The organism is Heyndrickxia sp. FSL K6-6286 (assembly GCF_038630395.1).
In the GTDB taxonomy this organism is placed as follows: domain Bacteria; phylum Bacillota; class Bacilli; order Bacillales; family Bacillaceae_C; genus Heyndrickxia; species Heyndrickxia oleronia.
In genome coordinates this window covers 2,324,067-2,335,405 of the sequence record NZ_CP152029.1, presented here as the reverse complement: position 1 = coordinate 2,335,405, position 11,339 = coordinate 2,324,067, and the positions used below count along the sequence as shown (strand labels likewise).

The following is an 11,339-nucleotide window of genomic DNA, read 5'->3' as shown; positions in this document are numbered from 1 at the left end:
CCTATTTCTTTGCTCTTGTTCCTTCCTCATTCATTTGTGATAATACAACCTTCACCTCTCATACAAAATAAAAAGACATCTAATAAATAACAAGGGGTGTTCTAAATGATAAAAAAAGCAGTCATTCCCGCTGCAGGATTAGGTACCCGCTTTTTGCCAGCAACAAAAGCACAGCCCAAAGAAATGCTTCCAATTGTTGATAAACCAGCAATTCAATATATTGTTGAGGAGGCCATCGCTTCAGGAATTGAAGATATAATTATCGTAACTGGTAAAAATAAACGGGCAATTGAGGATCATTTTGATATATCCGTTGAAATGGAAATGTTATTAAATAAAACCGGAAAATTTGAAATGCTTCAGATGATTCGTAATATCTCTCAATTAGCTGATATCCATTACGTAAGACAAAAAGAACCTTTGGGACTTGGGCATGCAGTTTTATGTGCTAAAAAATTTATCGGTAATCAGCCTTTTGCTATCCTCCTTGGCGACGATATTATTGATAGTGTAGAACCGGCCTTACAACAGATGATTCGTGAATTTCAAAGAAATAAGACTAGTATTCTAGGTTGTAAAGAGGTTCCTCGCTCAGAGGTTAGAAAATATGGGATTGTCGGCTATACAGAACAGATTGGCGATCTATATAAAGTAAACCACCTCATTGAAAAACCAACCATTGCAGAATCTCCTTCTACACAAGCCATAATAGGTAGATATATTTTAACTCCTGCTATTTTTGATATGATTGAAAAGGTCAAACCTGACGAAAATGGGGAGATCCAGCTTACTGATGCCTTACAATTATTACTCCATCAAGAAGCAATCTTTTCATACAATATCAAGGGAAATCGATATGATATTGGCGATAAATTAGGATTTTTACAAGCATCCATTGATTTTGCCTTGAACCGGCCAGACTTGAAAGAAAAAATGGCAATGTATCTGAAACAACTTCGTTATTAATCTTCATCATAACCTTTACTCAAATAATGTTTTTATTCCTATGAAAGGAAGATAAATGTTTATATTTGCTCTTTTCTCAAACATTCTTACTTTTTAGATAAAGTTTCAACTAAAAAATATAGATTGAAAACTGTCAACCTTCTACATTTTACTGAGAAAAGAGCTACCTAAAAAAGTATGAAAACAGACTTTGTTTAAAGAGGAAATAACTTTAGGCCCATTCAATGAAGTATTGAAGTATTTCATGAACTAATGAATAAATCAGATGATGATTTCAAATAATGTAAAACAATTAAGTATATGGGATAAAAAGTTATGATCTGTGGTTAAAACTAATCTTTGATGGATCATTGTTTTAATAATGTGATCATATTAAAAGATAATGAAGGAATCCTAAATCAATCCATTTTTTTAATTAGGGGGTACTATTCTTGCCAAAGCAGAAACAAAAGGGCTTGACCATAGTGGCTATTGGGTCCATCCCACTTATTTTGGTCTTAGGGAACTCTATGTTAATTCCCATTCTACCTAAAATGCGAACAGAACTAGATGTTTCTCAGTTTAAAATCAGCTTAATCATCTCAGTTTTTTCTATTGCTGCTGCAATATCCATCCCAATATTAGGCTATTTATCTGATCGTTTTTCAAGGAAAGCAATTATTATTCCTTCTCTCATCCTTTACGGAAGCGGGGGAATTTTAGCAGGAGTGGCAGCAGCTTGGTTCTCTAGTGCCTACATATGGATACTCGCAGGTAGAGTCATGCAAGGAATCGGAGCTGCAGGCACCGCCCCTATTGCAATGGCATTAACTGGAGATTTATTTAAAGGTGGAGAACAAAGTAAAGTTTTAGGGCTAGTTGAAGCTTCAAATGGCTTTGGTAAGGTCATTAGCCCCATTCTCGGCTCACTACTTGCCATATTATTTTGGTATGCTGCCTTTTTTGCTTTTCCCATTTTTTGTCTCATTTCAATACTGTTAACGGTTTTTTTTGTAAAGGAAAAAAAGTTGAAAAAAACTCCGCCACCTGTTGGAAAATATGTTAAAGGACTAATTTCTGTATTTAAGACAGAAGGGCGTTGGTTGTTTGCAGCCTATTTAACTGGGGCAGTATGTTTATTTACCCTATTTGGAGTATTATTTTATATCTCTGATATTCTTGAAAAAGAGCATAATATTAATGGACTATTAAAAGGGAGTATTCTCGCAATCCCTCTTTTAATCATGACGATTACCTCTTATATCACCGGTAGTAAAATTGGTAAGAATATGCGCTTAATGAAATCCTTAATTATTTTAGGACTGCTTTTCATGACTGTATCTTTCTCAGTGCTCGTATTTTTTAAGAGTTTAGTCCCCTTTTTTTCTGTACTTGGGATTAGCAGTATCGGAACAGGATTAGTTCTCCCTTGTATAAATAGTTTTATTACAGGATCTGTCCCCTCAGATCGTAGAGGATTCGTCACATCCCTGTATGGATCAGTCCGTTTTCTAGGAGTAGCTATCGGACCACCAATTTTTAGCTCTTTAATGGAGTGGTCTCGTACAGGAATGTTCTTAATAACAGCAGGTTTAACATTGTTTGTTGGATTTTTATGTTTAGTACTAATTCATGTAAGTAAAAAAGAACCTTCAAATAAAAAAGATACCTTGTTTGAAAAATTACAGTTAACTTAATGCGTTCGAATAGGACAAACTATGTTCATAAGGAGTTGATCGTTTTGCAAATATATTTTTCACCAGAGATTATTAACCCGCATTTTCAAGTATTAAATGTTGTTGATTCAACAAACAAAGCAGTAGGAAATGTGGCTATTTTATTTGAAGAAAAGAAATTATATGTATATGGCATATTAGAGGAAGAAGGTGTGGGTTCAGATTTTAAAGATTTGGTCACTCCATATCTAAAAGGATTATCAAAAGCAACGTCGGGTCTAGATATTTTCTCTTGTTTATATGTTGGTTGCAAAAAAATCAATTTAAACAATGAAGATGAACCCAAATAAGCATCTTCACTTAACTAACGGAGTGATGAAATGAACCAAGAATCGATTTCACACGAACATATCATCATGATTGTTACAGCTATTATTGTAGGAACACTTGCAAGAATTTTCTCATTAAAAGAGGACTTCCGTCAGTACCCAAGCTATCCTAATGGATATTTAATTCATATTGTTACTGGCTTTATTTCTGCAGCTTTAGGGGCAGTGGCTATTCCTGCCCTTCTAACAAAAAATTTTGTTGCAGTGACCTTTTTAGCCATAGCTATTCAGCAATTTAGAGATGTTAGAAAAGCAGAAAAGGAAAGTTTAACAGACCTTGAAAATACTGAATATGTATTTCGCGGAAACGCATATATAGATGGAATAGCAAAATCCTTTGAGTCGAGAAATTATTTTTCTCTAGTTGTCGCATTTGTTACAGCATTGACCATACAAATTGTAAATTCTAAAAGTGATTGGATTAATATTTTAGTTGGTTTCATTGTCGGATTGATTATATTTTATATTTTAAAAAGATTTTCTAAGGGCAAAACAATTGGAGATATTGCTGAAGTGGAACAAGGTCAGATTGAAGTACGCGATTCAGAGCTTTATGTCAATGATTTATTTGTCTCTAATCTAATAGGCTCTGGTTATGCATCCCAGTTATTTAATAATGAAGGATTAGCAGTAATAATTACCCCTCATGAATACCAGTTCAGCCTTACATTAAATAACCTTGGTCAGAGACAAGCGGCACTTTTTGAAGCAGTAAGAGCGGTAGGTGTTAAGCGATACCACTTTACAAGAAAAGATTTTGAAACAGGTAAAGTCATCCTAGCCATAGTTCCTCTTATGCATGATATTGATCGGATAATAGAAGCAGTAAAAAAAACTCCCCTACTTGAAAGTGTCAAAAAAACTGAGGCAGTTATGGATACTAATTTATTTGGAAAAAAATAATTGTAAAAGTCTTCTCACGAGAAGGCTTTTTTTAATTATTCCCTTTTGATACAACCCATTTTTAACATTTAGATTGTAACAAGGTATATACCCATTTCATAAATTATCGATATGGGTTTCTTGATTTTTAGACTTTGAAAGTTTGGAGCGTGTGCAAATGAGTATTGGCATTATTATAATGGGGATATTAATTGGTTTTATGGTAGGATTAACGGGTGTTGGAGGAGCAGCTTTATTAACACCCATATTAATACTATTGGGCATCAGCCCATCAATTGCTGTAGGAACTGATCTATTCTATAACTCAATTACAAAATTTTTTGGTTCCATTCAACACTGGCGGCAGAAAACAATCAACCTCCAGTTAGTAAAAAATCTCGCCATCGGAAGTATACCAAGTGCTATCCTTGCTGTTGGCATGCTCCATCTATTTGATACCTTCTTTCATAATCAAGAGCAAATCATTAAGCATGCATTAGGTTATGTATTAATTTTAGTTGCATCTGCAACCCTTATTAGAACCTTTGGAAAAGATAAATTAAACTTCAATCGTTTTCAATTAAAATCCATACACGAAAAGCGCATGTTAACCATTATAGTTGGGGCAGTCTTAGGTTTCATTGTAGGCTTAACCTCCATAGGAGCGGGATCATTATTTGCTTTAGCAATGCTATATTTATTTAGAATGAGCCCTTCTGAACTAGTAGGAACAGATATTGCACATGCTTTTTTATTAGTTACTGCAGCTGGTATCATGCATGCTGGTATTGGTAATGTCAATTATCTATTAACGATAAACCTATTGTTAGGATCGATACCAGGAGTAATCGTAGGAAGCATCTTATCTTCTAAGCTACCAGTTAAACCGTTAAGAACGATTATGGCCATAATGATCTTAATAAGTGGAGTAAAACTAATTTAAAAAAGTGAAGCTTTGTGCTAATCAAGAACTTCATAAGACTATGAATTTGGGTGGATGCTGAATCCCCCAACTCCTTTTATAACTATATGTTAGAAAAAAATAAGCCCCCACTATAATGGGGACTACCAACTTGCCTTTTTGATTCCTGGAATTTGACCTTTATAGGCTAATTCACGGAAACATATACGACATAGCTTAAATTTACGGATAACTGAATGTGGACGTCCACAATTCTTGCAGCGTGTATAGTTTTGAACTTTATATTTATGTTCCTTATTTTGTTTAATTATTAATGCTTTTTTTGCCATTATGAAACCTCCTCTTTAGATTATTAGTGGAGGTAGAAGAGCATATTTTCATCTTATCAAATTAATATACTTCAGTAAATAGTAGATTATTGGTACATGGGTTTTTCGTTTCACGATATGATATGGAAAATCTTTTTACATAATTCAAAAAAAATTCATTAAAACACGCAATTATATGTTAGAAATTTTCATTTTAAATAGATCTCTTTTTAATAAGATCTTTTATACTGGCTGTTTTTGTATAGTTAGTTGCTTTTACAAAACTATCCCTGATCTTCCAAATGAAGGTTTGATAATCTTTAACCCATATAAATATCAGCTACATACATTCAAAAAGCCTGTTAATCATTTCTAATGTTTAATGATGACCATCCACAAAACGTCCATAGTCTGGTATGGCTATTTGGTCAAAATTTTCAACGAGGTTTTTTAAACCACTAGCTAATTTTTCTCCAGACATTGGAACCCCATGTCCAGTTATCACTTGATCTGGATATAACTTTTCTAATTTTCTTACGGATTCCCAAGCAGCCTTCCAATTAGTTGTTAAATATCTTGGTGGACCGTTCACTTCCTCTTCTTGCATCAATACCTTAAAAAGCGAATCCTGTTTTACCGTAATAAACGCATCCCCGGCTATCAGCGAACGATCGTTATCACGAAACAAAGATACATGACCGGGTGAATGACCTGGAGTATGAATCCAGCGCCAATCCTCCATCCCTGGGATACGACCATCTGATGGGAGTTTCTCAATATTCTTTCCTAAGTGGATCGGTTCATTTGGAAAATATGGGGACATTTTTGCTACTAGTCCCCCTTCTACTGTTGCATCGGGTTCTGGATAACTTTTATCTCCTATTAAATAGGGTAACTCCAACTCATGCGCATATACTGGAACATTCCAATGTTCGACCAATTCAACAATTGCTCCCACATGATCAAAATGACCGTGTGTTAAGACAATTGCTTTAGGCCGGCTATTAGGACCAAATCTATCTTCTGCTTCACGGATAATCATGTCAGCTGATTTCGGCATTCCGGCATCAATTAAAATCCACTCAGAGTCTTTCTTAGGATACCCAACAAACCCTACATTGACCACCTGGACTGTATAACAATATAGATCATTTGATACCTCCTGACCCATACCGCTCATAATTGAAGTGACAGGTATATATTTGTAATCTTCGCCGTACTCCATTTCTTTATCCACGATATACGATTCCTCGTTTCTTGTTATTTTCCCTTCCTTTCATATTATTTCAACATTTTTTTTCATTATTCGATTGATAAAAAATGTAATCCTTCTGTAAAAAATATAATTATACAATAATAATTCTTAATACGATTATTATCTTATTGTAACTTTATTCGGGTATAGAGATGATAACATTATTTATATAAATACAATATTTTTAGTAATACATTTATATCACATGGTTAGGATTTATAGTTTTGTGAATCGAACGAATTAAATAATGTTATATAAAAATAGAAATAAAATTATATAGTGAGGTGTTAATATGGCTTCGACCACTAAAAGAAATTTATACTTTGATAATGCAAAGTTAATCTTAATTTTTTTAGTCGTCTTTGGGCATGTCATTAGTCCTTTAAAAAGAAATGATGATTTCTTATTTACAGTATATACAGTGATTTATCTGTTTCACATGCCTGCATTTATTTTAATATCCGGATATTTTGCAAAAGGATATCGAAAAAAAGGATATTTAATGAAATCGGTTAAAAAGATACTTTTACCCTATGTTATTTTTCAAGTCATTTATTCCATTTTTTATTTCTTTAACGGGGAAGAACAAACATTAACATTTGATTTTTTACAACCACATTGGTCATTATGGTTTTTACTTAGTTTGTTTTGTTGGAATATCTTCCTATACCTTTTTGCACGATTAAAATGGGCTGGATTCTTGCTTGCCGTTGGAATTGGTATAGCTGTTGGCTATATAGATCAAATTGGAAGCTTTTTAAGCCTTTCGCGGACTTTTGTATTTTTCCCTTATTTTCTATTTGGTTTTTTAATCGACGCAAAGCATATCCAATGGATAAAGAATTTCAAGTTTTCGAGTGTAATTGGAATCGGCCTATTGTGTGCAACCTTTATTGTTTTTAGCTATTCTTTTCCAAGTGAGGCAGTTCCATGGTTACTCGGATCCTCTTCCTATGCAGATATGGGAAATGTAAACCTGATTGATGGTGTATTTCGAGGAATACAATATGTAAGTACATTTATTGTGATTTTTGGCTTTTTAACATTAGTTCCTTCCGGTGGATCTAAGTTTACTGTCATTGGTGAACGTACCTTGTATATCTATTTATTACATGGATTTATTATTAAAATAATCGAAACATTTGTATCTGATGAATCACTTGCAGCATTTGCGCAAAATTATTTATTGTTAATTTTGTTTTCCATCTCTATCTGTTTAATATTAGGAAGTTATTTAATAAAAAAATATACAAAACCACTTATTGAATTGCGCTTATAGTGGGGATTTGTATAAATTTCACATTCATTTCACACCATAGTAGTAATAACAAAATTAGAGGTGAAATGGATGGGACTTTTAAATACATTTCAGGAATGGGCTAGCAACCGGCATGAAAAAATGCTAGCTAATATGGAATCAAAGGGCTTTTGCCCAGATTGCCGAGGAAAAGGAATTAATCATCTTGCATTGAGTGAATATTATTATTCAACTTCCATTGAATGCCCTGGTTGTAATGGAAGTGGTACGTTCACAGACTGGGCAAGCAATAGTAAATAAAAATATAGGCAACCAAATTAAGATCCTGACTCCATACTTGTCTGTTCAGAAAAATGAGTGTTTACTTGGAGTCAGGCTCTTATATATATTAACCGCCAAAGAAAAAGTCAAGTATGTTGGAGCCGGTGGATGCTTGTTTATTATAAAATTCCGAGTAACCGCAGTTTTTACAATACACAACTGTAAATTGGTTATTTTGAATGTCGAACATTTTAGATAAGCCCGTACCTGTCATCGCTACATCCTTTTGACCAGCATTTTGACTTCCACACTTTATACATCCTTTTTCACTCATATCAAATTCCTTCTCTCATTTAGATTATTCATTCATTAATATTTACGTATTTTCCTTAAAAAAGTTTCAATCTAATTATATCTGTATTTGCTAGCCTTAAGAAAACAAATACATAGATAATACTTAGTACAAATCCCTACATTAAATAAAAAGGCCTAATTTTCAAATGTAAAGAGCACCACCAATGTGATGCTCCATCTAATTATTCTAAATCAATTTTTTCTAAAGATGTCTCTGCTGGTCCTTCTATTACATCTCCAGCGATCGAGAACCTAGAACCATGACATGGACAATCCCAAGTACGATCTCCAGAATTCCATTCCACTTCGCAGCCTAGATGTGTACAGGTAGTATCAACTACATATATTTTCCCCTCTGAATCACGATAAGCTCCTGCTCGCTTGCCATTCACATTAACAACTGAGCCTTCATCCTTTTCTAAATCATCTATATCTCTAAGTGGGTATTCTAATTTTCCTTCCACTAAATGCTTAGCCACATCAAAATTCGTTGAAATAAATTCTTTTACACTTGGATCAGCATTAAATCGCGAAGGAGAGAACAATTCTTCAAATCGATTTTCCTTCTCCCTAATGATGTCTCTTATTAATAATGCGGAAACAGTACTATTGGTCATCCCCCATTTCCTAAAACCTGTTGCGACAAGTATTCTATCGTGATTGCTGGTAATTCGACCAATATAGGGTACTTTGTCTAGAGTCGTTAAATCTTGAGCAGACCAACGAAATAAGAAATCCTTGATTCCAAAGGTCGTTTGTGCATATTCTTCAATAGCCTCGTAATGCTGAATGGTAGGAATCCCTTGGCCTGTCTTATGATTTTCACCGCCTACCAACAGAACATTCTCCCCCTGATAATTCATACGGCGAAAAGATCTTGTTGGCTGTTCAGCATTAATATACATACCAGGTGGAGGGTCTTTTTCTGTTTTCACAGCAATAAGATAAGATCTTTCAGCATACATTCTTGTTGGATAAAACCCGAGACCGTCGTAAAACGGAAAATGAGAGCATGCACATACATATTTACATTTTACCTTTGGTCCACCTCTCGTGATAACAATAGGATATTCTGCATAATCTACATCTGTAGCTGTTGTATGCTCGAATATTAGTCCTCCAGATTGCTGGATATACTCAATAAGCGGTTTTAAATATTTTATTGGATGAAATTGAGCCTGGCTTCTCATCACTAATGCAGCTTTCACGGAATAATCAATAGGCAATTGTTCAACCAATTCACCATTAATCCCTAATTCCTTATAAGCTTGCTCTTCGGTTTTCAATTTTGGTATATACTCCTCACTATTTGTAAAAATATAGGCATCTTCTTCACTAAAGTCACATTCAATCCCATGTTCTTTAATAGTTTCTTTAATAAATTGTATGGCTTCCGTACTCGCCTCATAATAAAGTCTTGCCTGTTCTTTTCCTAGATTTTGAATTAATTCATCATAGATTAAACCATGCTGTGCTGTGACTTTGGCAGTTGTGTGTCCCGTCGTTCCATTCAATAATTCTCCAGCTTCGATAATGGCTACCTTTAACCCTTCCTTTGTTAAAAGATAACCCGTGGTGATACCAGTAATACCGCCTCCAACAATTGCTACATCTACCTCGATATCCTCTAGCAACTCGGAATAACCAGGAATATCCATCCCTTGTTTCCATATCGGTTCAGGAAATTGTGGCATTTTCACTTCTTCGTTTGGCATCTAATCTTCCTCCAAATGCAATTATATACTTTCTATTTTTAACCAAAGGAAGAAATTTCATGTATTCTTTTTTATCGCCACGGATGAATTTTTACATATATTAAGTAAATAATACTCAAAGCTACTTACTAAAACAGAAAGGTGAATTAAACTTAATGACTGAATCATATGAAGACAAAAGATTAACAGATACACCAAAGCAGCCAAAAATCACGATAAATACAGCAATGAGTACCAAAAACCAAAAAAAATATTATCCTGGTCATTCAGTGGCTGATCATAAACAATTAGAAGAGGCAAATACCAACATAGCTGGAGACGAAATAAAGCAACAGAATGAGAATTTATAAATGAGATATGTATACATAAAAAAAGACGCTTTGATTTATGTACTATCCAAAGCGTCCCTTCGTATTTCATTGTTTATTGTTATTGCAGGTAACAGCAAAAATCAATTGTATAAATCTACCCCGATTTACAATATAAGTAGAATTTTAGAAAATTGATTTTTGATTATGCTTGATTAAGCAAATCTTTTAACAAGTCTTGGGCTCATCGTAATGATGATACTTAAAATAATTGCACATAAAAGACCTGATAGAAGCATTGTTGTTCCATTAGCAATTAATGAATATAAGAATGGCGATTGCCCTTCTGGTGCAAATTTACCCCAAAAAATCATCCCAGCTAAAAAATGCCAAAAATAACGACCAATGCTGCCAATAAACGTTGCAACTACAACTAAGAAAATTGTCTTTCCTTTATTACCTTCATGAATATTCGCTTGAATAAATGACCTAAATAGACCTGCTAGACCAATAAAAGAAAAGGCAATAAAAAATTCTATGAACCCTTGAACGGGAGTTAATATATCATCTGCTGCATCTCCCAAAACAATTTGAAGTAGTCCCCATAACAATCCTCCGACAAAGCTTGCTCTCACACCCCATCGAAAAGCAAGAATGAAAATAGGAACCATAGCAAAGGAAACTGAAATCGCTGAGCTTAGTTTTATAGATGGTAATAAATCTAACACAAACGCAAAAGCAGCACATAATGAAATCTCGATCAAAGTTAGCAAACTAAATTTTTTCATAAAAAAAATCCCCCTCTATAGTGTTTTTAAAGAAACGCACCGCAAAAGGGGGAATAAACGATTGCATATTGTAAAAAAAGCAATCCATTATTCAATCCACATCCCTACGCTAGTACTAACTAACAGGTTCAAAGGGTCAGAACAAATATGTTCACTCTCAGCAAAAAAATGCTCCCCTTGTGGTAACGTTCATTAAATTTTCATTAACATTGTACAACAATTTTAATTATTATGAAAGGCATTTTTTTTTAGAGAAACAACTGCATCCCTTTCAATAA

General features: G+C 34.0%; 13 protein-coding genes and 1 riboswitch. Of the genes, 8 read left to right on the top strand and 5 right to left on the bottom strand.

The features are described from left to right. The first annotated feature begins 105 nt into the window (after positions 1 to 105). From galU to MHI39_RS11735, 5 genes are all read left to right on the top strand, one after another. Positions 106 to 966 (top strand): UTP--glucose-1-phosphate uridylyltransferase GalU, encoded by an 861-nt coding sequence (gene galU, locus MHI39_RS11755; RefSeq protein ID WP_078110760.1) that lies wholly within the window; start codon positions 106 to 108, stop codon positions 964 to 966. A gap of 431 nt (positions 967 to 1,397) precedes the next feature. After that, positions 1,398 to 2,642, top strand: a complete 1,245-nt coding sequence (locus MHI39_RS11750) for an MFS transporter (RefSeq protein WP_342541272.1) — start codon at positions 1,398 to 1,400, stop codon at positions 2,640 to 2,642. A gap of 44 nt (positions 2,643 to 2,686) precedes the next feature. Further along, complete coding sequence (locus MHI39_RS11745) at positions 2,687 to 2,971, top strand: hypothetical protein (RefSeq protein ID WP_058004414.1); 285 nt, start codon at positions 2,687 to 2,689, stop codon at positions 2,969 to 2,971. 30 nt (positions 2,972 to 3,001) lie between these two features. After that, the gene (locus MHI39_RS11740) at positions 3,002 to 3,913 is read left to right on the top strand and encodes a YIEGIA family protein (RefSeq protein WP_251345087.1); all 912 of its coding nucleotides are present in this window, start codon (positions 3,002 to 3,004) and stop codon (positions 3,911 to 3,913) included. Between the two features lie 157 nt (positions 3,914 to 4,070). Further along, positions 4,071 to 4,835: a sulfite exporter TauE/SafE family protein gene (locus tag MHI39_RS11735; RefSeq protein WP_058004412.1), complete on the top strand. Its 765-nt coding sequence runs from the start codon at positions 4,071 to 4,073 to the stop codon at positions 4,833 to 4,835. A gap of 122 nt (positions 4,836 to 4,957) precedes the next feature. On the opposite strand, the gene MHI39_RS11730 is transcribed toward MHI39_RS11735, so the two are convergent. Next, on the bottom strand, positions 4,958 to 5,143 hold the full coding sequence (locus tag MHI39_RS11730; RefSeq protein WP_058004411.1) for a type Z 30S ribosomal protein S14: 186 nt from the start codon (positions 5,141 to 5,143) through the stop codon (positions 4,958 to 4,960). A 358-nt stretch (positions 5,144 to 5,501) separates the two neighbouring features. Continuing rightward, a complete protein-coding gene (locus tag MHI39_RS11725) occupies positions 5,502 to 6,359 on the bottom strand; it encodes an MBL fold metallo-hydrolase (protein ID WP_058004410.1) in 858 nt (285 codons plus the stop codon). Positions 6,360 to 6,669: 310 nt separating this feature from the next. Here MHI39_RS11725 and MHI39_RS11720 point away from each other — a divergent pair, with 310 nt between their 5' ends. Both MHI39_RS11720 and MHI39_RS11715 read left to right on the top strand, forming a co-directional pair. Beyond that, on the top strand, positions 6,670 to 7,656 hold the full coding sequence (locus MHI39_RS11720) for an acyltransferase family protein (RefSeq protein WP_078111165.1): 987 nt from the start codon (positions 6,670 to 6,672) through the stop codon (positions 7,654 to 7,656). Positions 7,657 to 7,725: 69 nt separating this feature from the next. Then, on the top strand, positions 7,726 to 7,935 hold the full coding sequence (locus MHI39_RS11715; RefSeq protein ID WP_058004408.1) for a hypothetical protein: 210 nt from the start codon (positions 7,726 to 7,728) through the stop codon (positions 7,933 to 7,935). Positions 7,936 to 8,023: 88 nt separating this feature from the next. Here the strand turns inward: MHI39_RS11715 and MHI39_RS11710 are convergent, their stop codons facing one another. After that, positions 8,024 to 8,230 carry a zinc ribbon domain-containing protein gene (locus MHI39_RS11710; RefSeq protein ID WP_058004407.1) on the bottom strand — a complete coding sequence of 69 codons (207 nt, stop codon included), beginning with the start codon at positions 8,228 to 8,230 and terminating at the stop codon, positions 8,024 to 8,026. 202 nt (positions 8,231 to 8,432) lie between these two features. Continuing rightward, positions 8,433 to 9,965, bottom strand: coding sequence for an FAD-dependent oxidoreductase (locus MHI39_RS11705; RefSeq protein WP_071974929.1), 1,533 nt, complete (start codon positions 9,963 to 9,965; stop codon positions 8,433 to 8,435). Positions 9,966 to 10,120: 155 nt separating this feature from the next. Here MHI39_RS11705 and MHI39_RS11700 point away from each other — a divergent pair, with 155 nt between their 5' ends. Beyond that, positions 10,121 to 10,315: a hypothetical protein gene (locus MHI39_RS11700; protein WP_071974930.1), complete on the top strand. Its 195-nt coding sequence runs from the start codon at positions 10,121 to 10,123 to the stop codon at positions 10,313 to 10,315. Between the two features lie 173 nt (positions 10,316 to 10,488). Here the strand turns inward: MHI39_RS11700 and thiT are convergent, their stop codons facing one another. After that, positions 10,489 to 11,061 (bottom strand): energy-coupled thiamine transporter ThiT, encoded by a 573-nt coding sequence (gene thiT / locus MHI39_RS11695; RefSeq protein WP_058004404.1) that lies wholly within the window; start codon positions 11,059 to 11,061, stop codon positions 10,489 to 10,491. Positions 11,062 to 11,145: 84 nt separating this feature from the next. Then, positions 11,146 to 11,249, bottom strand: a riboswitch (TPP riboswitch). Positions 11,250 to 11,339: the final 90 nt, after the last annotated feature.

Coding starts and splice junctions, on each gene's coding strand:
- thiT (WP_058004404.1), bottom strand. CDS start 11,061: ATGAAAAAATTTAGTTTGCTAACTTTGATCGAGATTTCATTATGTGCT.
- MHI39_RS11735 (WP_058004412.1), top strand. CDS start 4,071: ATGAGTATTGGCATTATTATAATGGGGATATTAATTGGTTTTATGGTA.
- MHI39_RS11740 (WP_251345087.1), top strand. CDS start 3,002: ATGAACCAAGAATCGATTTCACACGAACATATCATCATGATTGTTACA.
- MHI39_RS11715 (WP_058004408.1), top strand. CDS start 7,726: ATGGGACTTTTAAATACATTTCAGGAATGGGCTAGCAACCGGCATGAA.
- galU (WP_078110760.1), top strand. CDS start 106: ATGATAAAAAAAGCAGTCATTCCCGCTGCAGGATTAGGTACCCGCTTT.
- MHI39_RS11720 (WP_078111165.1), top strand. CDS start 6,670: ATGGCTTCGACCACTAAAAGAAATTTATACTTTGATAATGCAAAGTTA.
- MHI39_RS11710 (WP_058004407.1), bottom strand. CDS start 8,230: ATGAGTGAAAAAGGATGTATAAAGTGTGGAAGTCAAAATGCTGGTCAA.
- MHI39_RS11700 (WP_071974930.1), top strand. CDS start 10,121: ATGACTGAATCATATGAAGACAAAAGATTAACAGATACACCAAAGCAG.
- MHI39_RS11705 (WP_071974929.1), bottom strand. CDS start 9,965: ATGCCAAACGAAGAAGTGAAAATGCCACAATTTCCTGAACCGATATGG.
- MHI39_RS11730 (WP_058004411.1), bottom strand. CDS start 5,143: ATGGCAAAAAAAGCATTAATAATTAAACAAAATAAGGAACATAAATAT.